This window comes from Streptomyces sp. NPDC127114 (genome assembly GCF_042677525.1).
Lineage (GTDB): Bacteria > Actinomycetota > Actinomycetes > Streptomycetales > Streptomycetaceae > Streptomyces.
In genome coordinates this window covers 56,407-81,333 of sequence record NZ_JBHXTJ010000002.1, presented here as the reverse complement: position 1 = coordinate 81,333, position 24,927 = coordinate 56,407, and the positions used below count along the sequence as shown (strand labels likewise).

Sequence of the window (24,927 nt, the reverse complement as noted above, 5' to 3'; positions counted from 1 at the left end):
CCGTCAGGCCGCCGGCCTCGGGGCCACCGGCGTCAGCAGCGGGCGCTTCGCCGCGCGGCCGTCGCCGGACGAGCGGCCGAGGAGCCGCCGGCCGAGCCAGGGGCCGAGGAACGCCGCCGCCCAGGCCAGTTCCGCGCCTGCCGCGCGCAGACCGCCGGGCGGGCGCGTGCCGGGCGGCGGGAGCGGGCGCGCCCAGGAGTCGTCGCTGCCCGGCAGGCCGAGGGTCTCGGCGAAGGCGGCGGCGATCCGCGCGTGGCCCGGCGGGGCGGCGTGCAGGCGGTCGCGGCTCCAGAGGCGCGGGTCGGTGACCACCGGGTGGTGGGCGGTCTCCAGGACGGTGACGCCGTGTCGGCCCGCGGCTTCGCGGATCCGGTCGTTGAGCGCGCTGATCCGGGGCGCGACGGGTCGGGCCGCGGGAATCAGCCGGGTGAGGTCGGGGAAGGTCAGGGTCGCGACCCGGGCGCCCTGGGCGCCGAGCGCCGCGAACATCGCCTCCAGGTGGCCCGCCACCTCGTCGGCGTCGAAACGGGGCCGCAGCAGGTCGTTGACGCCCGCGACGACCGTCGCGAGGTCGGGCTGGAGGGCCAGGGCGGGCGCCAGCTGCTCGGCCCGTACCTGACCGGCGAGCCGGCCCCGTACGGCGAGGTTGGCGTAGCGGAGCTCCGGGTTCGACCGGGCGGCCAGCTCGGCGAGCCGGTCCGCCCAGCCACGCAGGCCCCGGGTGTCGTCGCCGTCGCCGACGCCCTCGGTCTGGCTGTCGCCGAGCGCCACGTACCTCAGATACACGGGGCCACCCTCACTCGGTCACGCCGTCCAATATTCACTTTTTTGAGTATAAAGGGAGGGGTCAGCCGACGTGGACGCGCGGGCGGCGGTCCCGGTCGGGCTCGGCCTCGCGCAGGATCTCGCGGGTGACCGGGGCGATCTCGCCCTGGCCGAAGAGGAAGAAGCGCAGGAAGTTGGCGAAGGGGTTGCCCTCGGTCCACTCGAAGTAGACGTGCGGGCGGGCGCCGGTGATGTCGCGGGTGTGGAGCAGCAGGGCCGCGAGGGCGTTGGGGACGGAGGAGCTCTCGACCGTCAGGACCCGGTAGCGGTCGTGCATGACCTCGCCGCGGACGGTCAGACCGGCCTCGAACTCGGACGGGTCGGTGACCGTCACCTCGACGAAGACGAAGTCCTCCGTGCCGGGAACGTCGTTGTCGGCGCGGATCTGGTCCTTCTTCGCCCGGTACTCCTCCGCGTCGCGCCTGTCGGGCTCGTTGGCGACGAAGCGCGGCGTGCGGCTGCCGACGTCGCGGATGAACCGCTCCGCCATCTCGTCGAGTTCGACGTGGGTGACGCGCAGCTCGAAGGCACGGCCGAGCCGGGAGAGGAGGGAGATGAGGATGATGCCCGCGATGAAGCAGGCACCGATCTTCACGCCGTCCGGGCGCTCGATGACGTTGACGACGGTCGTGTAGAGGAAGACGACGGAGATCACGCCGAAGGCGATCGTCCAGCCGCGCTGGCCGGCCTTGCGCGCGGCGATGGTCACCGCGATGGCCGCCGAGCAGATGAGCACCAGGACACCGGTGGCGTACGCCCCGCCCTGGGCGTCCACGTCGGCGTCGAAGATCCACGTCACCAGGAAGGCGACCAGCGTGAAGACGATGACCATCGGGCGCACGGCTCGGGCCCAGTGCGGGGCCATGCCGTACTTCGGCAGGTAGCGGGGCATCAGGTTGAGCAGGCCCGCCATGGCCGAGGCGCCCGCGAACCACAGGATCAGGATGGTCGAGACGTCGTAGACCGTGCCGAAGGTGTTGCCGAGCTGCTCGTGGGCGAGATAGGCCAGGGCGCGGCCGTTCGCCTTGCCGCCGGACTCGAACTCCTCGTGCGGGATGAGCACGGTGGTGATGAAGCTGGTCGTGATCAGGAAGACGCTCATGATGAGCGCGGCGGTGGTGAGCAGCTTCTTGGTGCCGCGGATGCGCCCGGCCGGCGCGGCCTCGGTGTCCGACGCGTCACCCTTGACGTGCGGCATCACGGCCACGCCGGTCTCGAAGCCGGACAGGCCCAGCGCGAGCTTCGGGAACACGATCAGGGCCACGCCGATCATCACGAAGACGTTGCCGTGGTCGGCGGTCAGGGCGGTGGTCCAGTCGGTGACCACGTGGCCCTCCGTGAGCACCTGCCACAGGCCGGACACGACCACGACGGCGTTGAGACCGAGGTAGACCGCGACGAGCGTGACGGCGACGCCGATCGCCTCCAGGAAGCCCTTGAGGAACACCGCGCCGAGCAGCGCGATGAGGATCATGGTGATCAGCACCTGCTTGTCGTGCAGCGCCGACTCCAGGTGCGGGTTCTCCACCAGGTGGGTCGAGGCGTCGGCGGCCGACAGCGTGATGGTGATGAGGAAGTCGGTCGCCGCGAAGCCCAGCAGCGTCAGGACGAAGAGCTTGCCCTTCCAGAAGGAGAGCAGCCGCGCCAGCATCGCGATCGAGCCCTCGCCGTGCGGGCTCTCCTCGGCGACCCGGCGGTAGACCGGCAGGGCGCCGGCCAGGGTCACGATCACGAGCACGATCGTGGCCACGGGGGAGAGGAGACCGGCGGCCAGGGCGGCGATGCCCGGCTGGTAGCCGAGCGTGGAGAAGTAGTCCACACCCGTCAGGCACATGACGCGCCACCAGGGCTGGCCCTTGTGCCCGTGCGCGGACACCTCGGCCTCCGCGGGTCGCGAGGGTCTGCCCTTGCCCATGTCGGACAGCCCTTCCAGCATCCACGCACGCAGGCGGTCGGAACGGGGCGCGGGGGGCGTGGCCATCGAAGGACTCCTGCTGTCCGGGCGGGGCGGTCGGATTCGGCCATCGTGCGGACGGCGGCAAGCCAGCGTATGCAGGGGAGGCGTCAGGAGCAGGCCCGAGCGCGTATGGAACGCGTCAAGATCCCTCATCAGGGCGTTGCCCTCGTCACAGCGGACGGCGGCCGACCGGCCTACGCCGCCTCCCCGGCGGTGACCGTGAGCCGCTCCGGACCATGGAACACCCAGTCCGGGGCGTACCGCACCTCGACCGCCGGCCGGGCGCCGGGCCGGAGCGCGGGCAGGTGGGTCAGGAGCACCGCGAGGCCGGTCTCGGCCTCGGCACGGGCCAGCGCGGCCCCCGCGCAGTAGTGGATGCCGAGGCCGAAGGAACAGTGCCGGGCCGGGTCCCGGCGGATGTCGAGCCGTTCGGGATCGGGGAAGCGGGCCGGATCCCGGTTGGCGGAGCCCAGGACGAGGACGAGCCGGTCGCCCCGGCGTACCGCGTGCCCGGCGAGCGCGGTGTCGCGCTGCGCCCAGCGCGTGACCATCTGCACCGGCGGGTCGTGCCGCAGGAACTCGTCCACCGCGCCCGGCAGCAGGGCCGGGTCCGCCCGCAGTTCCGCGCGCAGCTCCGGGCGGGCGAGCAGCGCCAGCACCGCCTTGCCGAGGAGGCCGGTGGTGGTCTCGTGGCCCGCCGTCAGCAGATGGATGCAGGTGGCCGACTGCTCCTCGGGCGTGAGCGGGGTCCGCTCGTCGGCGGCGCGCACGAGGGCCGAGAGCAGGTCCCCGCGGTCGTTCCCCGGACCGCGCCGCGCGTCCAGCTCCCGCCGGAAGAAGGCGTCGAGTTCGGCCGCCGCGCGCTCCGCCCCCGCCATTCCCGCGCGGCTGCGGTCGGCCCGGGTACCGCCCGCGCGCTGCAGCGCCAGCGCCCGCTCGCGGAACCAGCCGTGCCGCCGCTCCGGTATGCCGAGCACTCCGGCGATGACGAGCAGGGGGAAGGGCGCCGCGAAGTCGGCGACGAGGTCGAAGCGCGCGGCGGCCGCCGGATCCACGAGCGGGTCGACCAGCCGGCGCGCGATCCGGCGGATGCGCGGGCGCAGCGCGTCGACCGGCCCGTTGGCCAGGGCCGGGGCGACGAGGGCCCGCAGACCCGTGTGGCGGGGCGGATCCAGGAAGACCAGCCAGTTCTCGACGACCTGGCGCAGCACCGCGTAGCCGGGCGGCAGCGGGGCCGCGCTGCCGGTCGCCGGGTCCACGCGGCCGAACTCCCGGCGGGCGAGCACCCGCGCCACCTCCGCGTACCCGAACACGTACCAGGTCGTCGGACCGCCCGCCGGAGACCGCACGGCGTGCACCGGTCCGGCCTCCCGGTAGCGCCGGTAGACGGGGTACGGGTCGGTGAGGTCGAGCCGGGCCGGGTCGAAGGCCGGCAGCAGGCGGGACTCGACGCTCATGCGCCCGCTCCCCGCACCAGGTCGGCCAGGGCGCCCGGATCCCGGGGCGGCGCCGCGCCGCGCCAGGCCACATGGCCGTCGGGGCGGACCAGCACGTACGGCCGCTCGTAACGCGCCGCCGCCACCGGGTCGGCGCACCGGACCACCCGCAGCGGCACCCGGCGCTCGGCGAAGGCCCGTACCACCCCGTCCGGTCCGCCTCCGGGATCGGCCGCACCCGCGCCCTCCGCCCGGGCCCCGGGACAGGCCGCACCGCCGTCCTCCACCCGGCCTCCGGGATCGGCCGCACCCGCGCCCTCCGCCCCGGCCCCGAAGCACATCAGGACGAACTCCCGCCCGAACAGGTCGAGCGTCGAGCGGCCCGGGGCCAGCCAGACGTGCGGGGCCCGCGTCCCCGGCAGCGTCGAGCGGTTCACCGGGACGGCCCCCTCGCCGTCCGCCTGGCCCTCGGCGGCCAGGACGGGGGAGCGGTAGCGGTACGCGAAGTGCATCTCCGGCCGGTCGAACTCCCGCCGCACGTCCGAGGCCGCCAGCTCCTCGGCCAGCGCCGCACGCGCCCGCGCGCCCGCCGGAGTGTCGTCCAGGAGCGCGGGCGAGATGCGGCGCTCCTGGGTACGGCGCAGATTGCGGTGCGCCTCCGCCACCCCGGCCAGGGCCACCGGACGGCGCTCGGTCCCGTACGAGCCGAGCAGCCCCGGCCCCGCCCAGCCGGCCAGCGCCGCGGCGAGTTTCCAGCCGAGGTCCGCGGCGTCGCAGACGCCCGTGCTCATGCCGAAGCCGCCCGAAGGCGACAGGATGTGCGCGGCGTCACCGGCCAGGAACACCGGCCCGGCCCGGTAGCGCTCGGCGACCCGGTGGGTCAGGTGCCAGACGGTGTCCGACTCCACCTCCAGGGGTGTGTCCAGCGGCACCGCCCGGCGCACGACGTCCAGCGGGGCCGCCGGGCCGACCGGGGCGGTGAGGCGGTAGAGCCCGCGTCCGTCGACCGAGCGCAGCGGATAGCGGAGGCCGGCGGGCGAGGTGAGGAAGTGGACGAGCGGGGCCCGCGGCCCGAGCAGCTCGGGCAGCTCGCGCGCCCGGAACACGATGTTGCGCAGGACCTTGGTCGCGTGCAGCTCGGGCATGGCGATCCGGCAGGCCTTGCGTACGGAGGAGGCGGCGCCGTCGCAGCCGACCAGGAAACGGGCCCGCACGGTGGCGCGGCCGCCGTCGTCGGAGCCGACGGTCGCCGTGACGCCGCCGGACGCGGTCGTGAAACCGAGCAGCCGGTGGCGCAGCCGTACCGGTCCCTCGGGGTGGCGGCCGAGACGGTCGAGGAGCAGCGGCGCCATCCAGTGCTGCGGGCAGATCGCCTCGGGCTCGGGGGTGTGCTCCGGCCGCGGCCGGGTCGCGGCCGTGCCGAACTCCAGCCGGTGGATCTCGTGCCCGCCGACCGCCGTCACCCAGGCGACGTCCAGGGCGTGGTCGTCGGGCCAGCCCGCGCCGCGCAGCGCGCCGGCCACCCCCCAGCGGCGGAACATCTCCATGGCGCGGGGCCCCACCGTGGTGATCCGCGGTTCCGCGGGGACCGCGTCGCCCGCCTCCACCAGCGTGAAGGCCACGCCCCGGAGGGTGAGGTCGAGCGCGAGCGCGAGCCCCACCGGCCCGCCGCCCACCACCAGGACGTCGGTCTCCCACGCACCGGACGGCGCGGGTGTCTCGCAGGTGCTCATGGGTTCAGCGCCCTCCTTCGGTACGGCCACCACGGCGGGCCTCGCCGCCGAACTGCTCGGCGTAGAAGGCCATCAGCTCCGGCACACGCCCGGGCACGCCCTCGCACGCGCGGGCCATCCGGGCGAGGTGCGCGAAGCGCATCGCGAACGCCCGGCGGGCCACGTCGGGCCGGGCGAGCGCCACCGGCGGCTCCTCCAGCTCGAACGACGGGCCCGCCGTCCGGCCCCGCCACCCCGAGTCGAGCGTCACCAGGAGCTCGGCCAGCGGGCGCATCATCCCGGTCATCACGTCGATCGCCGCGTTCATCAGCCGGGACCGGCGCAGGCTCGCGTCGGGGCTCTCGGCGAAGTGCTGCACCATCAGCTGGAGCATCAGGAAGTAGCAGCGGTTGAACAGCCGCGTCACCGCGCGGGCGTGCGGGGCGCGGACCACCGCCCGCCCGGGGTGCGCCGGGTCGAGCGTCGGGTTGCGCAGTGCCGGGTAGGCCGGGCTCCACGGCGCTCCCTGCCCGCCCGGCCCGTCCGCCCGCTCGGTCATGAGGAGTTCGCCGAGCCGCACGAAGGTGTCGTGGTGGGACTCCGGCAGCGGTCCCGGGGCGTCGAGCACCCCGCCCTCGCCCTGCTCGGTCACGAAGTCCACGGCGAAGAGCGCGCTCGACAGGTCGTCGACCTCCAGCTGGTAGTCGGGATGGCGGGCGTCGACCGCCCGGCCGAGGAAGAGATGGTGCTCGCCGCCCCCACGGCCCCGCTCCACCAGGAACAGGTCGGGCACCCGGGTCAGGCCGTCGCGGATCGCCGCGTACAGCTCGCTCGGCGAGCCGAACAACGCGGGCCCGCCGGCATGGTCGGGCGCACCGGCACCGTCCCCACCGCCGCTCGCGTCGCTCCGGTCACCCGCCAGCCGCTCGGGCCGCTCGATCGCGACGAACCGCTGCACGCTGCCGAGGTGGAGCGGTTCGAGCGCGAAGTCCAGCGGCAGCGGCAGCCGCCCCGGCGTCCCGAAGTCGATCGCCGGCACGTGGAACGGCTCGCCCATCGCCATCAGGATGTTGTTGACGACCAGGAAGTGGATCATCTCCTCGCGGGCGACCGCGAACAGGGTGTCCCGGATTCCCCGGCTCAGCGTCTCGCCGCCGTCGCCGCAGGCGAGCCGCAGCTGCCGAGGCGTCCACACCCCGCTGCGGACGTACGCGAAACCGGCGCCGTGGGTGGGCAGCGAGTACCCGGCGTACAGATACTGCAGCGAGGTCGCCAGCTCCACCGTGACCGCCTGCCACAGCGCCTCCCGCAGCTGGGCGCGGGTGGTGATCCGCGGCCGTGCGGCGGCGCCCGGAGAGGCCGGCATCGCCGGGAGCACGGCGTCCGCCGCGCCCCGGGCCCGCAGGTACGTGAGGAGCAGCCGTGCCTTCGGGAGGGTCAGGTCGCGGGTCGGCGGCATGTAGTACGTGCGGTCCTTGTTCGCCGGGTCGCACATCTGCCAGATCAGCTTCGCGTACGTCTCGACCTTGCACCGGTCCGCCAGACTGAACACCTCGTCCCGCATGAACGGGAACAGCTGCTCGTAGAAGGCGAAGACCTCCCGGTGCAGCAGCTCGAAGCCGACGTCCTCCTTGAGGACCGCGTCCAGGTGCCAGTCGTCGGGCAGGACCCGTACGTGCGCCCCGCCGGCCCCCGCCCACCAGCCGAGCGCGTCCGCGTCGTCGTACGCGGCCGCCGCCGAACCCGCGGTGTCGGGCGCGCAGGGCGGCAGCTCGTCGCCGTCGACGGCGAGCAGCAGCCGCGCCGTGCCGGCCCGGGCGCCGCGCACCGTGAACCAGCCGCGACCGTGGGCGTCGGTCACCAGACGGCACGAGTCGCCGAAGTCCGCCGGGCCGTGCGCCACCGGCCCGGCCGGCGCGCCGTCCCGGGTCTCCTCCTTGGCGTCGGTGAGGCGGCCGGGCCGCAGTTCGACGACGCGCAGGTCCCCGGTGCGCGCCTCCGGCGCGGCGGCGACGGGGTCACGGGGCAGGGCCCGCGGGTTGGCGAACTGCCGGACGACGACCGGCTCCAGGGTCGCCGGGCGGCCCCGTACCGCGGCGCGTACCGGCACCTCCACGGCATGGTCCTCGCCCCGCTCCCGGTCCGGGTGCTCCACGAAGAGCGCCGCGTCGTCCGTGACGACCACCGCCTCCCGCTCACGCAGCAGCACCGCCCCGCGCCCGCCGCACCCGTCGCCCTCCGCCGGCTCCACCAGACACAGGCCCTCGTCGGCGGCCCAGGCGGCGCCCGGCGCGGTCACCGGCACGCGCGCCACGATTCCGCCGCGGCCGTGCGGGCCGCCGGTTCCGGCGGGGCCGTCGTCCTTCCGTAACACCGCGACCAGTTCGTCCGAGACGACGGTCCGCAGTTCGAGGTCGCCGGGGCCCGGCCGGCCGAACGGCAGGTTGAACACGGCCTCGTCGGCCGTCACCCGCACCGAGCAGACCCGCGCCCGCCGGCCGCCGTGACCCGGGCGACCGGTGGAGCGGTCGGCGCCGTACGGGACGAGCAGCCGGCCCGCCGGATGCGTGCGCGGCTCCTCCGGCCGCCAGGGCGCGATCACCCCGTGCAGCCGCCACTGCTGCGGCGCGTCGCCCGGCCCCGCGTACCCGTGGCCCGGCGAGCCGGGCGGGCCCGCCGCTTCCAGGACGAACTGGACGAGCAGCCCGCCGTGCTCCTCGGCCGCCGCGCGCAGCGCGCCCGCCAGCGGGGAGGGCGCGCCGGGCCCCTCCGGCCAGTCGAGGGCGGCACCGGCAGGGACCGCGAACTGGTGCAGCACCGAGGGCGCCGGGTCGAAGGACTGCCAGCGCGGCGGCTGGAAACCGGCCACGTCTCCGAGGCACACGTGCCCGGAGTCGTGCGAGCGGCCTTCCCGGCCCAGTGCGAACCGGCCGATCATCAGGGTCGTCGTCCACGCCGACGCCGGGTCGACGTCGAACACCCGGGCGCGGTTGGCCGTCGTGCCCAGATACGGGTTGTAGTGGCCCCACAGGTCCACGGCCCGGCCGAGCAGCGGATCCCCGGCGGGCACCGGGGCGCCGTCCGGGCCGTCGGCGGCCGTCACCCGGGCGTCGACCGAGAAGTGGCCGTTGCCCGACACGTGCCCGCCCGAGGCACCCCGCTCGCGGAGCATCGCCTGGCAGTCGGCGGCCGGCCGGTCCGCGGGGAACGGCTCCCCGGCGAACGGCCTCCCCAGGGACGGCTCCGGGCCCGACTCCGCGGTGTTCCCGCCGGTGAGGACGGTGTTGGTCGCCAGGTCCAGCAGGCCGGCCGCCGCGGCGGCACGCGGGCCCGTCGGCAGCCTGGTCACCGCCGTGCCCGCGAAGTACACCCGAGGGGTGTCGAAGACGCTCACGCCGCCTCCAGGAGGGCCGGGGCCGGACGGCCGTGACGGGCACCGGCGAGGCGGTCGATCCCGGCGACCGCGTCCAGGGCCGACTCCACCGCCCCCTCGATCCAGGCCGGTTCGGACGAGCAGTGCTCCCCGGCGAAGAACAGCCGCCCCTGCGGCCGGGCCGCCCTGCGGCGCTCCTCCTCGCAGGCCGCCGCGTCCTGCCCCCAGCGGATGGTGCAGCCGCCGGCCGTCCACGGGTGCTCGCCCCACGCCATGCTCGCCACGCCGAGCACCATGCCGCGGCGCCGTAACTGCGGGTGCATCCGGCCCAGTTCGTCGACGACGGTCTCATGCCGCTGACGGACCGGCATCCGCCCCACGAGGTCCGCGTCCTCGCCGATGGTGTAGCTGGCGAGCAGCGCGGCGCCGCGCCGCCCGTGCTCGCCGCGCCGCCCGTGCGGAGCGCCCGGCGGAACGTCGTCCGCCGGCGCCGGGTAGTACGTCTGCCGGATCAGGCCGCCGCTGAAGGAGGCGCCGCCACGGATGCCCTCCCGCTCCCAGAACGGCTCCCGGACGTGCACGGCCACCTTGGTCGCCGGGCAGTAGTCCACCTCGCCCACGACGGCCAGCTTGTCCTCGTCGAGACCGGTCAGGGCCATCCCGCGCAGCACCGAGAACGGCACCGTGCACAGCACCAGGTCCGCGCGGCGCACGACGGCGAGCGGGCCGCGCCCGATCCGCAGCCGGACGTGGTCCGCGGCGACGTCGATCCCGGTCACCTCCTGGCCGAGCCAGATCGGGCCCCGGACACGCGCGGCGAGCCGCTGCACCAGCTGGTCCATGCCGCAGGCGAGCCGGACGAGCCGCGGGCTGGTCTCGGTCAGGATGTCGTCGAGGAAGCTGTTGAGCCGAGGACCGCAGCCGGCCCGGATGCCCGGATGGGCGGCGAAGAGGCCGTGCACGTCGATGCGGTCCTTCGCGTCGCCGAGCATATGGGGCGTGAGGTCGAGCCGTTCGACGAGGTCGAGGAGGTCGTGGGCGAGGTCGGCGCGTAACCCGGTGCGCAGCGTCGGCGGGGCGACGGCGTCGACGACGGCCGCGAGCCAGGCGCCGAAGACGACGGTCTCCTCGCGGTAGTCGTCACGGGCGAGGGCGGACCGCACGTCCGCGATCAGCCGGCGCGGCGCGTCGCGCAGCCGGACGTGCCCGGTGCTGGTGGCGAGCAGGGCGTTCTCCTCCGAGAGCAGGGTCGTGAACGGCCGTACCTGGTCACGGAGTCCGAGATGGTCGATGTAGTGCATGGTGCGGTGGTGCGCGGTGGGTACGCGCATCGCGCCGAGTTCCACGAAGGGGGCGCCCTCGTGGGCGCCGAAGCGGTGGGTGCGGACGCGGCCGCCGAGCCGGCGGCTGCCTTCGAGGATCTCCACGCGGTGGCCGAGGCGCTCGAGTTCGTAGGCGGCGACCAGGCCGGCCATCCCCGCGCCGATGACGGTGACCGTGCCTCGGGTGCGTGTCCGGTGCTGGGACAAGGGATCTGACTCCCGTCACTGTGCGCTGGCTGAGGAGGAGGGGGAGGCGTGGCGGGGCGCGAGGGCGTCGAGGTACGCGCCGAGCGTGGCGGGCCGGTCGACGGGGGCGACCAGGCCCACGTACCCGTCGGGCCTGACGAGCCGCAGCTCGCCGGGGCGGCCGAGCAGCCGTTCCTCGGCCGCGTCGGCCGGGGTGACCGGCAGGACCCGGACCGGCACGGGCCCGCGCGTGCACCGCTCCACGACGGCCTCCCGCACGGCCGCGTCGTCGCCGGGCCCGGCCGCGGGCAGGACCAGGGTCCAGGTGTCGTAGCGGAGCAGCGTGTGCAGCCGTACCGGCCCGGTGCCCGGGTGCCCGGTCGACACCAGCGCGTCCGGCATCCGTTCGCCGGCCCGCGGGGCGCGGCACCGCCCGGGTCTCGCGGCGGTGCGCTGCCACGACAGGGCGCTCGCCCGGTGGTGGCGGCCGAGATCGCTCAACTGCCGGTCGATCCGCCGCTGGAAGCCGGGCAGGGCGAGGGCGAGCGGCACGGTGGCGGTGAAGGCGTGGTAGCCGAGCGCGGGCAGCGGCAGCTCCATGAAGTTGACCCGCATCTCGCGGATGTACCGCAGGGCGAGGGCGCGTTGCTCGGTGTCGTACGTGTCGAGGAGCCGCTCGTCGGCCTCGCCGCGGTGCACGGCGGCGAGCTTCCAGGCGAGGTTGTGGGCGCCGAGCATGCCCACGTTCATGCCGTGGCCGCCGACCGGCGCCCAGGCGTGGGCGGCGTCGCCCGCGAGCAGCCCGCGCCCGCAGCGGAGGCGGGCGGCGACCCGGTCGCTGAACCGGGCCCGGTTGAGCCACGGCGGGTCCGTGGGAGTGAGCCGCAGCCGGGGGAGGCGGGCGGTGCCGGCGACGAGGTCGCGCAGCTCGTCGAGGGTGGGCGGGGCGGTGAGGTCGGGGTCGGGGTCGTCGCGGAAGCAGAAGAAGCGGAAGCCGCCGCCGGGCAGCGGGAAGACGAGCAGGGAGCGGCGCGGGGCGAGGAAGATGTGGCCGTGGCCCGGGTGGCGGCCGTAGGGCCAGTCGGCGTGGGCGTTGCCCTGGACGACCTGGAGGCCGGTGCGGCGGCGGCCCTGGAACGGGATGCCGAGCCGGTCGCGGACCACGCTGGCGGTGCCCTCGCAGCCCACGATCCACGAGGCGGTGCCCGACTCGGCGGAGCCGTCGCCGAGGAGGAGGCCGAACTCGGCGCGGTCGTCGTGGACCTTGACGTCCGTCACCTCGCTGTTCCACTCGACCTCGGTGCCGAGCCCGGCCAGCTCCGCGCACAGCAGCCGCTCGATGTCGTGCTGCTCGATGTTGAGCGGGCGGCTGTGGGCCGAGCGGTGCCAGCCGGTGGTGAGCCCGCCGAGACGGCGCCCGGCGCCGTGGATGGTCACCTCGCCCAGCTCCACCGCGTGGCGCCCGAGCGTGCCGGCGACACCGAGGGCGTCCAGGGCCTCCGCCGCCCTGGGCCACACGACCAGGGCCCGGGCCTCGCGCTTGGCGGCCGGCGCGCGGTCCACCACCCGCACGCCGATGCCGAGCCTGCGCAGGGCGATCGCCAGCGTCAGCCCGACCGGCCCCGCACCGACCACGCACACGTCCACATCCGGCATCCGGCCCACTCCCCACCCGTCGACCCGCTCGTGACACTCCGCACCCTGAGCCGGAACCAGCGACTCCGGCATGTTCTTCAGGGTGCGCGCCGATGATCACGTCTCGCCAGGGCGTGCGGCCCGGCGCGAGAAGCATTCGACCTGCCGATATGACTCCCTGTGCATCACATCGTCTGTTTGGGTGATCAGGTGCGCGGAAGGTCGCCCGGCCGCGAGGGGCGGGCGTTGCCGCGTGCGGCGGAGCCGAGGAGCGCCTGCCCCTTATGTCTCATATAGGGTGATGCGATAGGAATCGCGGATTGTGCCCTACGGGGCCCGGCCGATGCGTAGGTCGATGCGTTGGACACTCACCAGTCGCCGAGCAGGGTCCCGCAGCCGCCCAGGGCGGCCGTCGGGTACGCGGGCGTGCTCAACGACCTGCTGCCCATCGCGCTGTGGCGGGAGGACGCGCAGGGCCGGATCGTCGAATGGTCACTGGCCGCCCAGGACCTGCTCGGCTACCGCCCGGAGGAGGCCATCGGCCGGCTCGCCACGCCGCTCCTCGTACCCGACACCAACCACGAGCTCGCCGAGCGGCTGACCCGCAAGGTCCAGGCGGGCGAGACCGTCGTCGGCACCCTTCCCGTACGGCACCGCGACGGTCACTCGGTCGCCATGGAGATGTGGATCGTGCCCGCCGCCGACCCGGCGGGCAGACCCGGCGCCATGCTCATCGCCTTCGAGACCTCCCAGGTCCTGCGGATGCGCGACAACCTGGCCGCCCTCGAGTCGCTCTTCACCCAGTCGCCCATCGGCCTCGCCACCCTCGGCCCCGACCTGCGCTTCCTGCGCGTGAACAACGCCCTCGCCCGGATGAACGGCGTCCCGCCCGCCGACCACGTCGGCCGCCGGCTCACCGAGGTCGTCCCCGGCGTCAACGCCGGCGCCCTCGAGGCCCTGATGCAGCAGGTCCTCGACACCGGCACCGCCGTCGTGGACGCCCGCCGGGCCGGCCGCACGCCCGCCGACCCCGACCACGACCACATCTGGTCCAACTCCTACGCCCCGCTCCTCGACCACGGCGGCCGCCCGCTCGGCATCATCGCCTCCCTCATCGACATCACCGAGAGCCAGCAGGCCCACATCGAGGTCGAACGCGCCCGCCACCGCTTCGCCCTCCTCGCGGAGGCCGGAGCCCGCATCGGCACCACCCTCGACCTGCGGCAGACCGCCGAGGAGGTGGTCTCCTTCCTCGTCCCCCAGCTGGCCGACTCCGCCGACGTCCAGCTGCTCGAAGCCGTCCTGGAGCCCGACGAGTCCACCGCCGCCACCCGCGGCGTGCTGCGCCGTCTCGCCGCCCGCTTCCCCGACCCGACCGCGCCGACCGCCCTCCTCGCCCCCGGCCAGACCTTCCAGATCCCGCTCGACTCGGTGTACGAGGAGGTCATCACCGACGCCCGGGCCATGGACCTGTTCACCGCCGACGTCCCCGCCCTCATCAAGGACCCGCGCCTCGAGGCCCTGCGCCGCTATCTCGCCACCCGCATCGGCTCCGCCCGGCTGATCCCGCTCGTGGCCCGTGGCAAGGTGCTCGGCACCGTCTCGGTCACCCGGCTGCGCAGCCGCGAACCCTTCGACGAGGAGGACCGGGTGCTCATGGACGAGGTGGTCGCCCGGGCCGCCACCAACATCGACAACGCCCGGCTCTACACCACCCAGCGGCAGGCCGCCCTCACCCTCCAGCGCAGCCTCACCAACAACGCCCTGCCCGACGTCACCGGCCTGGAACTCACCGGACGCTACCTCCCGGCCAGCGACCACGACGTCGGCGGCGACTGGTTCGACGTGGTCGCCCTGCCCGGCGGCCGCACCGGCCTGGTCATCGGCGACGTCATGGGCCACGGCATCCACGCGGCGGCGGTCATGGGGCAGCTGCGCACCGCCGTCCGCACCCTGGCCCGCCACGACATCCAGCCGGCCCGCATGCTGCGTTCCCTGGACGCGGTCGTCGCCGACCTCGGCGAGGACGAGATGGCCACCTGCGTGTACGCGGTGTACGACCCGGCCGGAGCCGGCTGGACCATCGCCCGCGCCGGGCACCCGCCGCCGGCCGTCGTCACCCCCGACGGCACCGTCACCTTCCTCGACGGACCGCCCGGCACGCCCCTGGGAACCGGCGCGCACGAGTTCGGCACCGAGGAGGTGGCGCTCCCCGCGGGGGGACTCCTCGTGCTGTACACGGACGGCCTCATCGAGGCCCGCGACCAGGACCTCGACCAGGGCATGGCGAGGATCGCCGCGGCGCTGCGCGACATGGACCGGCCGCTGGACGAGCTGTGCGACGAACTGCTGGCCGGGCTTCCCGAGGGCCCGGCCCAGGACGACGTGGCGATGCTGCTCGCCCGTACGACGAGGACGTGAGCCGGACGAGGACGTGAGCGCGACGAGAGCGTGAGCCAGACCGTGGCGGGAGTCGGACCGTGGCGGGAGTCGGACCGTGGCGCGAGTCAGACCGAGGCGTGACTCAGGCCGGGGCGTGACTCAGGCCGGGGCGTGACTCAGACCGGGGCGCCGCGCTCCAGGATCTCCTTCAGCTGCTCCTCGTCCCTCGGCATCTCCTTGCGGACGTGCCGCTTGACCACCAGGGGCACGAGCGCCTTGCCGATGCCGTGGCCCTCGAAGTCGACGGAGAGCCGCACGCGCGAGCGCATGCCGCCGTCGAGCGGCTCGATGGTGCCTTCGAGGTCGGGACGGACCGGCCCGTCCGTGCCGTGGACGTGCCAGCTGCGCGGCGGATCCAGGGTGAGCTCGATGTGCGTGTCGAAGTCACGGCGTCCCATGTGCCGCGTCACCGTGAACCTCTGGCTCGCGGCCCCGGGGGTGCCGCTGATCCGCTGCACCCTGACCGCGCTCTCCTGCCAGTCCGGCAGGTGCGAGGGGTCCGTGATGTAGGCGAAGACCTCTTCGGGCGGGCGGGCGATGTCGACCGAGCCGTTGATCCTGGACATGTCGCCTCCTTGCGTGGGCGAGATGGATCCCTCTCATCGTCCCACGCGGCAGCGCCACCGCGCAGGCTCAGCGACCGCCGGCCCGCGCCCGGTACAGGTCCCTCAGCAGGGCGATCTCCGCGCCGTGGTGCAGCAGCTCCTGGTTCATCCACCAGACGATCTCGATGAACGGGTTCTCGGGATCGCTGCCGTGGGGATAGCTGCTGAAGCCCACCGTGTCCAGGTCCTCGTCGGTCACCGAGAGCAGCATCTCGCGCCAGGCGCCCATGGCCTTGTCGAAGTCCGCCACGGCCGAGGCGGCGTCCCCGCGGCTGTGGAAGTCGTCCCTGGTCAGGGTGCGGGTGCCGACCGTGTGGTCGGTGCGCAGGAGGAACATCTCGGCGAGGTGGCTGAGCCGCCACGCGAGAGTGGTGAACGGCGCCGGCTCCGGGTGCGGCGGCGGTGCCGTGTCCCGTCCCCAGTCACCGGCTCCGGTCAGCAGCGTGGCCCGCGGCCCCGGGCCCGTGTCGCGGCGCCGGACCGACCAGCAGTCCGGCACCGGCTCCCACAGGTACTCGTCGTCCGTGACCGGCCCGACCGCGACGTCCGTCCCGTTGCCGCTGTCCATGACCGGGCCGTTGAGCCGGTTCACCAGCCGCTCGCGTGCGAAGTCGAACTGCTCGAGCAGGGGGACGAGACGGGGCGGCATCGCCATGGGACGCTCCGGAGGGATCGACGGGAAAGGGCACGGTGCGCCCGCACCTTGTCACACAACCCACCGCGCGGCCACGGGATTTCGACCCGGCCGCCCGGGGCCGGTCAGGCCGTCTCTCCGGGATCGGGGGCGGACCCGGCCGGATCGGGGGCGGACCTGGCCGGATCAGGAGCCGACCTGGCCAGTCTCCGGAAGAGACGGCCTAGGAGGGCGAGGCGCCCGGCAGGCCCCGCAGCCAGTCCAGTGCCGCCTGGGCGCTGAACTCCGCCTGGCCGCCCCGTAGCAGCAGGTCCGCCGTGGCGAAGGCCGGGTCGTCCGCCGTGCCCGGCACGTAGGGCAGTGCGAGGCACCGCATCCCCGCCGCGTGCGCGGCCGCCGCACCCGGCGGCGCGTCCTCCAGGACCACGCACCGCTCCGGTGCGGTACCGAGCCGACGGGCCGCCTCCAGGAACACGTCCGGCTCCGGCTTGCCGCGGGCCACCTCCTCCGCCGACACCGTCGTCGGCAGGAACGGGGCGAGACCCGTCCCGGCGAGCACGGCCTCGATCGCCGCCCGCGAGGAGCCCGAGGCCACCACCATCGGCACCGCGTCCGCGTGCAGCCGCTCCACGAACTTCCGCATCTCGGGGAAGACCGGCGTCGAGGCCCGGGCGAGCTCCAGGTAGTGGCGGTTGGTGGCGTCGAGCAGCTCGTCGACCGGCGCGCCGACGCCGAACCTGCCGGCCAGCAGCTCCAGGGACTCGCGCGTGCCGATCCCGATGAACCGCGTGTGGTGCTCCCAGTCGTAGTCCTCGGGCGTCACCCCGTACGGGCCGAGGGCCCGGAGGGTGGCCAGATGGTAGTTCGGCTCGCTGTCCACCAGCGTGCCGTCGAGATCGAAGACGACCGAGAAGCGCGCGATGTCCATGCGCCCAGCCTGGCAGAGGACGGGCCCGGTTCCGAGGGTCCTTGGTCCCTGGTACGGACAGGAGCCCGCCGCCCGCCGTTCAGGAGCCGCCCGCCGTGCGAGCCGTCCACGGCCCGCGTCTTCCGGGCGCCCGCGCGCCCGCCGCTCAGGAGCCGCCCCGCCGCCCCACCGCCTCGACCAGCGGGAGCAGCCGGTGCGGCACCCGCTCGCGCAGGGCGATCTCGGTCCGGGTGCGGACCACCCCGGGCAGCTGGATCAGCCGCTGGATCACGTCCTCCAGGTGCCCGGCGTCCCGCGCCACCACCCGGGTCAACAGGTCCCCGCCGCCGGTGATGGAGAAGGCCTCCACGATCTCGGGGACGGCCGCGAGAGCGTCGCCGACCTCGTCGAGATGGCCCTGCGTCACCTCGATGTGCACGAACGCGAGCACCGGGTGCCCGAGCGCCGCGGGCGAGAGCACCGGCCCCGTGGCCGTGATCACCCCGTCCCGCTCCAGCCGGTCGATCCGGGCCTGCACGGTGCCCCGTGCCACGCCCAGGATCCGCGCGTACTCGCGCACGCTGGTGCGCGGCTGCTCGATGAGGAGTCGCAGGATGCGGGTGTCGAGCTCGTCCACCGCCATGGTCCGATGGCCTCCTTCTGGTCGAGGTTCTCCGTCTTCGACTGTACCAATGGCCCACCCTGCGGCCTGCCGGTTGAGCCAGTGGGCGGACTGATGCTTTCCTCTTACAAGAGTTTGACGACTGATGGCGCCGCGCACGCGCCGGACCGGCGAGGTGGCCGGCCCCGGACCCGCGGCGCCTTCGTCATGTGTACCTGCGTGTGCGTGAAGAGGGTGTGTGTTCGGAAGCGGGGGCGGAACGTCCGTCATGAAGAAGGGTCTGGACCAGGTCGGCGCGATGCTGCGGACGATGTGCGTGGCGCCCGATCCGGGCAAGGTCCGGCTGCGGCTGTCGAGCCGCGCCGTGCTCGCCGTCGGACTCGCCGTCGGCGCCGCGGAACTGGCCGGGCTCTCGCTCACCGCGTCCATCACCGCCGGCCTGGCCGCGCTGCTCGCCCTCTTCACCGTCGCCGACCCGACCGTGCGCCGCCAGGCCGTGACGACCGCTCTGCTGCCGCTCGCGGGCTTCCCGGTCCTCGCCCTGGCCACCGTGCTGCACGGCACGCCGCCGGTCCGCGACCTGGCCTGGCTCCTGGTGGTCTTCGCCGGCGTGTACGCGCGCCGCTGGGGCCCGCGCGGGCACGCGCTCGGCATCTTCGCCTTCATGCAGTTCTTCGTGACCCAGTTCCTGCACGCGGTGCCCGCGCAGCTGCCCGAGCTCTTCGGCGCCGTGCTGCTCGCGCTCGGCGTCGTCGGCGCGGTCCGCTTCGTCGCCTGGTGCATCGAGCGGCGCGTGCCGCCGCCCGCGGCGCCCGCGCCGCTGCCCGGCACCGGGCTCCACCGGCCCACCACCCGGCAGGCCTTCCAGGTCACCGCGGCCTGCGCGGTCGCCCTCGCGGCCGGCCAGGTCCTGTCCCAGGAACGCTGGTACTGGGCCGTCGGCACCGCCTGGTGGATCTTCGTCAACACCGCCTCGCGCGGCGAGACCCTCGTCCGCGGTTTCCGCCGCGTCGTCGGCACCGTCACCGGCATCGCCGCCGGACTGCTCATCGCCCTGCCGCTCGGCGGCGCCCCGGCGCCGACGGCCGCCCTCGTGGCCGTCTGCGTCTTCGGGATCTTCTACACCGCGCCGCTCTCGTACAGCTGGATGATGTTCTTCGTCACCGTCATGGCGGGACTGCTGTACGGCCTGCTCGGTGTCCTGCACCCGGGGCTGCTGCTGCTCCGGTTCGAGGAGACCGCCGTCGGCGCCCTCGGCGCGGCCGTCGGCGTCGCCCTGCTCCCCGTCACCACCCACGCGGCCACCAACGCCTGGATCCAGCGGGCCGTGACCTGCGTGCACGCCTGCACGACCGCCGCGGCGCGCCGGCTCGCCGGAGACCCGTACGCCGACCCGGCCGCCCACGCCGCCGAACTCGACCTCCTGCTCGGGCGGGCCCGGCTCACGCTGGCGCCGCTCGTCCACCCGCTGAGCCCGCTGCGTGCCCGCAAGGCCCGCGCCCGCCATGTCCTGGCTCTGCTCGACGACTGCGCCCGCGCGAGCCGAGGCCTCGCCGACGTCGCGGCCGACCCCGACGCCTCGCACGACGCCCGCCTCGCGGCCGCCGCCTGGCGCGTCGAGGCCGCCGTGCACGCCCTGGTCCCGCCGGCCGCCCCGGTACGCGCCACCGAGACCGCCCTGGCCTCGCTGCCGGCCCACCACCCCGGCGCCGAGGCCGCCCTCGGTCACCTCCACGCCCTGGAGCACGCCCTCACGGCCCTGGCGACCCCTCTGCGCACGGCCCCGAGCTCCCCGCTCGTCCCGGCGGCCTGAGACGGGGCGGACGGATCACGGTGGGCCCACGGGGCGCTGCCGTGCCCGGTGGGACCTCGATCCCGGCCCGGGGGGACCTCCATCCCGGCCCGGTGGGACCTCGATCCCGTCCCGGGGGACCCCGATCCCGCGCCCGGCCGGACCGATCCCAGCGCCCGGCCAGAACCATCCCGCGCCCGGCCGGACTCCGGTCCGCCGGACACCCCAAGCGGACCAGGCGGACCGGGCGGACCGGGCGGACCAGGCGGACCGGGCCGCCGTCCCGCCGCAATGGACCCTCTTGGTCTAGACCTCCTGCTAACGTCGGCCACGACGACGGCCGGTCTGCCGTGACCGGCCCGCAGGACAGGGGAGGCGCCGTGGGCGACGCACGGACGGGTCAGGCGGGCGCGCAGCGCCCTATGCGGGCGTTCATCGGGTCGTTCACCTCGGCGGGCGGCCGCGGCGTGCTCGTGGCCGCGGCGGACCCCGAACGAGGCGCGCTCCACATCACCGGAACGAGCGACGCCGTCGCCGACCCCTCCTTCCTCGCCCTCGACGGGAACCTGCTCTACGCCGTCTCCGAGACCGAGGAGGGAGCGGTCGCGGTCTTCGACGTCAGCGGCCCCGAGCCCCGGCCGCTCGGCGCGCCCGTCCCCGTCGACGCGGCGGGGCCCACCCATCTCGCCGTCACAGCCGGGCACGTGCTCACCGCGAACTACACCTCCGGCAGCGTCACCTCCCTGCCCCGCACCGGCGACGGCGCCCTCGGCCCCGTCGCCGGGCGACTGCGCCACGAGGGCTCCGGGCCCGTCGCCGACCGGCAGGAAGGTCCGCACGCCCACCAGGTGGTCACCGATCCCGGCGGGCGCTGGGTGCTGGCGGTCGACCTCGGCACGGACTCCGTCATGGTCAGCGCCCTCGACCCCGCAACCGGCGCGCTGCGCCCGCACGGAGCGACCGCGCTGCGGCCCGGCACCGGACCGCGCCATCTCGTCTTCCACCCGGCCGGCACCCACGCGTACGTCCTGAACGAGCTGGAGCCCACCCTCACCGTCTGCCGCTGGGACGGCGGGAGCGGTGTGCTCACGCCGCTCGGCGAGAGCCGTGTCGTCCCCGAGGGCGCCCCCGGGCCGAGCTACCCCTCCGAGGTGGTCGCCGCTCCCGACGGGCGCTTCCTGTGGGCCGCCGTGCGCGGCGACGACACCCTCGCCGTCCTCGCGCTCGACGCGGCCGGCGACACCGCCCGGCTCGTCGCCTCGGTGCCCTGCGGCGGCCACTGGCCCCGCGACCTGACCCTCGCCCCCTCCGGGCGCCACCTGTACACGGCCAACGAGCGCTCCGGCGACGTCACCTGGTTCACCGTGGACCCCGACACCGGTCTGCCGGAGCGCGCGGGCTCGGTCCCGGCCCCCGCCGCCTCCTGCGTGGTCCTCGGCTGAGCCGGCGGAACGCCCACGGGAAGGGCCCGCACCGGATCGTTCCGGTGCGGGCCCTTCCCGTCACGGTCGTGCGCCGGTGGTACGGCGGTCGCGCCTCAGCGGACCGGCGCGCCCGGCTGCGGCGCGATGCCCAGCGCCGACATGTACTGCGAGAGCACCAGCCGGCCGATCGCCGGGTACGCGCCCAGCGGCTCGGCCGCCGCGCAGCCGGCCTCCTTCGCGGCCGCGTCGAGCAGTCCCTCGGCCAGCTCCGGGCCGATCAGGTACGGGGCCAGCGCGAGCTGCTCCGAACCGGCGCCGCGCAGCTGCTCGGCGATCGACGCGATCGAACCCTCCTGGTCGAGCGCCGCGGCCATCACGGGCACCGCGAGACGGGCCGCGAGCAGCATGCCGGTGATGCCGGCGGCCTGCACGGCCTCCTCGCCGCCCACGGTGGCCAGGATGATGCCGTCGGCCGCCGTGGCGACGGTGAACAGGCGGGCGCGGTCGGCGCGGGCCAGACCGGCCTCGGAGAGCCGCACGTGGAGCGCCTCGGCGAGCAGCGGGTGCGGGCCGAGCACGTCGGTCAGCTCGGCGGTGTTGCCCGCGTCCATCACGGCCTGGCGGATCTGCCGGGTCAGCGCGCTGTCGGGGCCCGCGAGCAGCGGCACCACGACCGCGGCGGGACCCTCCGGTGCGGCGACCTCACGGCCGGCCGCCACGGCGATCTCGTACCGCTCGGTGCGCAGGGCCTCCACCCGCGTCAGCACCGCGGCGAGGCCGGGGTACTCGGTGTCGTCGCCGTCCAGGTAGCCGATCTCGGCCTCGATGCCGGGCAGCTCCGAGCGGGCGATGCTCACGACCTCCTCGGCCAGCGAGCGTATGGCGGCCGACGGCGCGCCGGGAACGGCGAGAACCAGCGTGGGAGCGCCCTCGGGCGCCGCCACGGGTTCAGGACGACGGTGCCGCCCGGACTGGCGGGGGCGCGGCATTCGTACAGGCAGGCCGGGAGTGGGCCCAGTGGGGGAGCTCATGGCGCCGCATGCTACTGGTTTCGCACGCCGCGCGGTTCGCTGAGGTGCGACTGAGCGACGTCTGCCCCGCTATGTCCGAACCGGCCGGTAATCGCCGGTTACCTGGCGAGTTGCAGCAGCCGGGGATCCTCCGGCAGACGCAGCGATCCGTCCGCGAGCGCGGCCGCGATCGTCACCGCCCCGGCCAGCGGGTCGCCCGCCGCGGGCACTTCGCGGACGCCCGGCAGCAGCGCGCCGAACTCCGCGCGCAGCGGCCCGAGCAAGGGCTCGCCCATCATGAACAGACCACCCGTCAGGGCGACTTCCCTCCCGGACCCGGAGGGCGCGACGGCCGCCGCGGCCTCCGCGATGTGCGCGGCGGCACGCTCCAGGACGCCCGCCGCGACCGCGTCCCCGGCGGCCGCGCAGACGGCCACCTCGGGCGCGAACGAGGCGAGTACGGCCGGTCGGTCGGTGCGCGGATACAGCGCGCCCGGCAACCCGGCCGCCGGGCCGAACCGTTCCTCGGCGCGGGCGAGCAGCGCGGCCGAACCGCCCCGCCGGCCGTCGTACGCCCGCATCGCCGCCTCCAGGCCGGCCCGGCCGATCCAGGCGCCGCTGCCGCAGTCGCCCAGAAGGTGGCCCCAGCCGTCCGCCCGGCGCCAGCCGGACAGGTCCGTGCCGATCGCGATGAGGCCCGTACCACCGGCGACGACCGCGCCCGGACGCTGGCCGAGCGCTCCGGCGTACGCGGTGACGGCGTCCGCCGCGAGCGCGAGCCGCCGCACGCCCCAGGCCCGGTCGATCGCCCCGGGCAGCTCGGCCCGCAGCCGGTCGCCCAGGGTCGCCATCCCGGCCGCCCCGACGGCGACCGCGAGGACGGTCCCGCCGCCGGCCCGCGCCGTCATCGCGTCCACGGCCGGCAGCAGCTGTCCGAGCAGATGGCCGGCGTCGATGCCGCCGGCGCCGGTGCGCACCGGCTCACGGGACGACACCGTCTCCACGATCTCCCGGCCCTCTCCGGCCGGCCCCTGCCCCGGGCGCGCGAGCGCGACCCGCAGTCCCGAGCCGCCGGAGTCCACTCCGACGACGAACGCGCGCTCCGGGGCGGTCGTCACGGCAGCTGCCAGTCCACGGGCTCGGCGCCCTGACGGAGCAGCAGTTCGTTGGTGCGGCTGAACGGCCGCGAGCCGAAGAAGCCCCGGTCGGCGGACATCGGCGAGGGGTGCGAGGACTCGATGGCCGGCAGGTTGCCGAGCAGCGGGCGCAGATTGCGGGCGTCGCGGCCCCACAGCACCGAGACGAGCGGCTTGCCGCGCGCCGCGAGCGCGCGGATGGCCTGCTCGGTGACCGCCTCCCAGCCCTTGTCGCGGTGCGCGCCGGGCCGCCTCGGCGCGGTGGTGAGCGCCCTGTTGAGCAGCAGGACGCCCTGCCGGGTCCACGGCGTGAGGTCGCCGTTGGCCGGCCGGGGGAGGCCCAGGTCGGTGTGCATCTCCCGGAAGATGTTCTCCAGGCTCGGCGGCAGCGGGTGCACGTCCGGCGCCACGGAGAAGCTCAGGCCCACGGCGTGGCCGGGAGTCGGATAGGGGTCCTGGCCGACGATGAGGACCCTCACCTCGTCGAAGGGCTGCTGGAACGCCCTCAGGACGTTCGCCCCCGAGGGCAGATAGGTCCGCCCGGAGGCGATCTCCTGCCGGAGGAAGTCGCCCATCGCGGCGATGCGTTCGGCCACCGGCGCGAGCGCGTGCGCCCACCCGGCCTCGACGATTTCGTTCAACGGTCGTGCTGCCACGCCGTCACTCTATCGGCGCACACCGACAACACCCCCGACGTCCGAGCGACCACTGTCCGCCCGGTGACCGCTCGGCCGGTGAGCGTTCGCCCCCGGTGGCCGCTCGGCCGCTGAGCGTTCGACAGGTGACCGCTCGGGACGTCCGTCGCTCAGCCGATCACCGCCGCCCGTACGCACAGCACGTCCGGCAGGTGCTCGGCGAGCAGCTGCCAGCTGTCCCCGTCGTCCGGGCTCGCGTACACCTCGCCGTTGCGGTTGCCGAAGTAGACGCCCGCCGGGTCGCCGTCGTCGGTGCACAGGGCGTCGCGCAGCACCGTGCCGTAGTGGTCGCCCTCGGGCAGGCCCTTGGCCAGCGGCTCCCAGGTCGCGCCCGCGTCGCCGGTCCGGTAGACCCGGCAGCGGTGCCCGGCCGGGACACGGTCGGAGTCGGCGTTGATCGGGAAGACGTAGGCGGTGTCCGGCCGGTGCGGGTGGGCGGCGACGGCGAAGCCGAAGTCGGACGGCAGGCCCTCGCCGATGTCGGTCCAGCGTCCGCCGCCGTCGTCGCTGCGGAACACGCCCCAGTGGTTCTGGAGATAGAGCCGGTCCAGGTCCCCGGCGTCCTGGGCGATCTTGTGCACGCACTGCCCGAACTCCGGGTTCGGGTCGGGCAGGAACACCGCCGACACGCCCTCGTTCGACGGGGACCAGCTCGCGCCGCCGTCACGCGAGCGGAAGACGCCGGCGGTCGACACCGCCACGGTCACGGCGTCCGGGTCGCGCGGGTCGGTGACGACGGTGTGCACCGCCTCGCCGCCTCCGCCCGGTACCCACCGGTCCCGGGTGGGGTGCTCCCACAGCGGCCGCACCAGCTCGAACGACTCGCCGCCGTCGGCGGACCGGAAGAGCGCGGCAGGCTCCGTCCCCGCGTAGACGACGTCGGGGGAGTGGGCGGGCGCGGGGTGCAGCTGCCAGACCCGCTCCAGCGAAGCCCCGGTGTCCTGCGGGAACCTGACCGCGGGCCGGGGCGGCTCCGTCCAGCTCCCGCCCAGGTCGTCGGAGTGGAAGACGGAGGGGCCCCAGTGCGCGCTGTCCCCACCGACCAGGATTCTGGGCACCGGGCGGCGGGTGTCGATGCCGATCGAGTAGATCGCCTGCGCGTTGAAGTGAGGGGCGTCGAACTCCCATCGGCCGTCTCGCCCGCGGCCGATGAAGAGCCCCTTGCGGGTGCCCACGGTCAGTAGCACGTCGGTCATGCCGACACCTCCAGGACG

General features: G+C 75.1%; 18 protein-coding genes. 3 read left to right on the top strand and 15 right to left on the bottom strand.

Annotation, left to right across the window (positions count from 1 at the left end; translation table 11 throughout):
• Positions 1-3: 3 nt before the first annotated feature.
• From ACFVGS_RS02560 to ACFVGS_RS02530, 7 genes are all read right to left on the bottom strand, one after another.
• Positions 4-786, bottom strand: coding sequence for an SGNH/GDSL hydrolase family protein (locus ACFVGS_RS02560; RefSeq protein WP_385689643.1), 783 nt, complete (start codon positions 784-786; stop codon positions 4-6).
• A 61-nt stretch (positions 787-847) separates the two neighbouring features.
• Positions 848-2,806 (bottom strand): amino acid transporter, encoded by a 1,959-nt coding sequence (locus tag ACFVGS_RS02555; RefSeq protein ID WP_384409752.1) that lies wholly within the window; start codon positions 2,804-2,806, stop codon positions 848-850.
• A gap of 170 nt (positions 2,807-2,976) precedes the next feature.
• Entirely contained in the window at positions 2,977-4,239 is a 1,263-nt protein-coding gene (locus ACFVGS_RS02550) for a cytochrome P450 (protein ID WP_385689640.1), read from the bottom strand.
• Entirely contained in the window at positions 4,236-5,951 is a 1,716-nt protein-coding gene (locus tag ACFVGS_RS02545) for an FAD-dependent monooxygenase (protein ID WP_385689637.1), read from the bottom strand. The genes ACFVGS_RS02550 and ACFVGS_RS02545 overlap by 4 nt, the downstream gene beginning before the upstream one ends.
• A gap of 4 nt (positions 5,952-5,955) precedes the next feature.
• Positions 5,956-9,324 (bottom strand): ferritin-like domain-containing protein, encoded by a 3,369-nt coding sequence (locus tag ACFVGS_RS02540; protein ID WP_385689634.1) that lies wholly within the window; start codon positions 9,322-9,324, stop codon positions 5,956-5,958.
• Entirely contained in the window at positions 9,321-10,832 is a 1,512-nt protein-coding gene (locus ACFVGS_RS02535; RefSeq protein WP_385689631.1) for a flavin monoamine oxidase family protein, read from the bottom strand. Before ACFVGS_RS02535 ends, ACFVGS_RS02540 begins: the two co-directional genes overlap by 4 nt.
• A 15-nt stretch (positions 10,833-10,847) precedes the next feature.
• Positions 10,848-12,467: an FAD-dependent monooxygenase gene (locus tag ACFVGS_RS02530; RefSeq protein WP_385689628.1), complete on the bottom strand. Its 1,620-nt coding sequence runs from the start codon at positions 12,465-12,467 to the stop codon at positions 10,848-10,850.
• Positions 12,468-12,806: 339 nt separating this feature from the next.
• Here ACFVGS_RS02530 and ACFVGS_RS02525 point away from each other — a divergent pair, with 339 nt between their 5' ends.
• A complete protein-coding gene (locus ACFVGS_RS02525; RefSeq protein WP_385689625.1) occupies positions 12,807-14,867 on the top strand; it encodes a SpoIIE family protein phosphatase in 2,061 nt (686 codons plus the stop codon).
• Positions 14,868-15,004: 137 nt separating this feature from the next.
• Here the strand turns inward: ACFVGS_RS02525 and ACFVGS_RS02520 are convergent, their stop codons facing one another.
• From ACFVGS_RS02520 to ACFVGS_RS02505, 4 genes are all read right to left on the bottom strand, one after another.
• Positions 15,005-15,454: an SRPBCC family protein gene (locus tag ACFVGS_RS02520; RefSeq protein ID WP_385689622.1), complete on the bottom strand. Its 450-nt coding sequence runs from the start codon at positions 15,452-15,454 to the stop codon at positions 15,005-15,007.
• A 67-nt stretch (positions 15,455-15,521) separates the two neighbouring features.
• The gene (locus tag ACFVGS_RS02515) at positions 15,522-16,148 is read right to left on the bottom strand and encodes a DinB family protein (protein WP_385689619.1); all 627 of its coding nucleotides are present in this window, start codon (positions 16,146-16,148) and stop codon (positions 15,522-15,524) included.
• Between the two features lie 202 nt (positions 16,149-16,350).
• A complete protein-coding gene (locus ACFVGS_RS02510) occupies positions 16,351-17,055 on the bottom strand; it encodes an HAD family hydrolase (protein ID WP_385689616.1) in 705 nt (234 codons plus the stop codon).
• 145 nt (positions 17,056-17,200) lie between these two features.
• A complete protein-coding gene (locus tag ACFVGS_RS02505; protein ID WP_385689613.1) occupies positions 17,201-17,677 on the bottom strand; it encodes an Lrp/AsnC family transcriptional regulator in 477 nt (158 codons plus the stop codon).
• A 247-nt stretch (positions 17,678-17,924) separates the two neighbouring features.
• Here ACFVGS_RS02505 and ACFVGS_RS02500 point away from each other — a divergent pair, with 247 nt between their 5' ends.
• Entirely contained in the window at positions 17,925-19,469 is a 1,545-nt protein-coding gene (locus tag ACFVGS_RS02500; RefSeq protein ID WP_385689611.1) for an FUSC family protein, read from the top strand.
• A 401-nt stretch (positions 19,470-19,870) separates the two neighbouring features.
• Positions 19,871-20,890 carry a lactonase family protein gene (locus ACFVGS_RS02495; RefSeq protein ID WP_385690025.1) on the top strand — a complete coding sequence of 340 codons (1,020 nt, stop codon included), beginning with the start codon at positions 19,871-19,873 and terminating at the stop codon, positions 20,888-20,890.
• 95 nt (positions 20,891-20,985) lie between these two features.
• Here the strand turns inward: ACFVGS_RS02495 and ACFVGS_RS02490 are convergent, their stop codons facing one another.
• The 4 genes from ACFVGS_RS02490 to ACFVGS_RS02475 form a co-directional block, all read right to left on the bottom strand.
• Positions 20,986-21,903 carry a sirohydrochlorin chelatase gene (locus tag ACFVGS_RS02490; protein ID WP_384409728.1) on the bottom strand — a complete coding sequence of 306 codons (918 nt, stop codon included), beginning with the start codon at positions 21,901-21,903 and terminating at the stop codon, positions 20,986-20,988.
• A gap of 98 nt (positions 21,904-22,001) precedes the next feature.
• On the bottom strand, positions 22,002-23,000 hold the full coding sequence (locus ACFVGS_RS02485; RefSeq protein ID WP_385689608.1) for a BadF/BadG/BcrA/BcrD ATPase family protein: 999 nt from the start codon (positions 22,998-23,000) through the stop codon (positions 22,002-22,004).
• Positions 22,997-23,674 carry a uracil-DNA glycosylase gene (locus tag ACFVGS_RS02480; RefSeq protein ID WP_384409724.1) on the bottom strand — a complete coding sequence of 226 codons (678 nt, stop codon included), beginning with the start codon at positions 23,672-23,674 and terminating at the stop codon, positions 22,997-22,999. Before ACFVGS_RS02480 ends, ACFVGS_RS02485 begins: the two co-directional genes overlap by 4 nt.
• A gap of 149 nt (positions 23,675-23,823) precedes the next feature.
• Positions 23,824-24,909, bottom strand: coding sequence for a WD40/YVTN/BNR-like repeat-containing protein (locus tag ACFVGS_RS02475; RefSeq protein WP_385689604.1), 1,086 nt, complete (start codon positions 24,907-24,909; stop codon positions 23,824-23,826).
• Between the last annotated feature and the right edge of the window lie 18 nt (positions 24,910-24,927).

Bases quoted from the DNA above. Each gene is read 5' to 3' on its own strand.
- ACFVGS_RS02555 (WP_384409752.1), bottom strand. From the start codon at position 2,806: ATGGCCACGCCCCCCGCGCCCCGTTCCGACCGCCTGCGTGCGTGGATG.
- ACFVGS_RS02490 (WP_384409728.1), bottom strand. From the start codon at position 21,903: ATGAGCTCCCCCACTGGGCCCACTCCCGGCCTGCCTGTACGAATGCCG.
- ACFVGS_RS02500 (WP_385689611.1), top strand. From the start codon at position 17,925: ATGAAGAAGGGTCTGGACCAGGTCGGCGCGATGCTGCGGACGATGTGC.
- ACFVGS_RS02510 (WP_385689616.1), bottom strand. From the start codon at position 17,055: ATGGACATCGCGCGCTTCTCGGTCGTCTTCGATCTCGACGGCACGCTG.
- ACFVGS_RS02545 (WP_385689637.1), bottom strand. From the start codon at position 5,951: ATGAGCACCTGCGAGACACCCGCGCCGTCCGGTGCGTGGGAGACCGAC.
- ACFVGS_RS02520 (WP_385689622.1), bottom strand. From the start codon at position 15,454: ATGTCCAGGATCAACGGCTCGGTCGACATCGCCCGCCCGCCCGAAGAG.
- ACFVGS_RS02550 (WP_385689640.1), bottom strand. From the start codon at position 4,239: ATGAGCGTCGAGTCCCGCCTGCTGCCGGCCTTCGACCCGGCCCGGCTC.
- ACFVGS_RS02505 (WP_385689613.1), bottom strand. From the start codon at position 17,677: ATGGCGGTGGACGAGCTCGACACCCGCATCCTGCGACTCCTCATCGAG.
- ACFVGS_RS02530 (WP_385689628.1), bottom strand. From the start codon at position 12,467: ATGCCGGATGTGGACGTGTGCGTGGTCGGTGCGGGGCCGGTCGGGCTG.
- ACFVGS_RS02475 (WP_385689604.1), bottom strand. From the start codon at position 24,909: ATGACCGACGTGCTACTGACCGTGGGCACCCGCAAGGGGCTCTTCATC.
- ACFVGS_RS02515 (WP_385689619.1), bottom strand. From the start codon at position 16,148: ATGGCGATGCCGCCCCGTCTCGTCCCCCTGCTCGAGCAGTTCGACTTC.
- ACFVGS_RS02495 (WP_385690025.1), top strand. From the start codon at position 19,871: ATGCGGGCGTTCATCGGGTCGTTCACCTCGGCGGGCGGCCGCGGCGTG.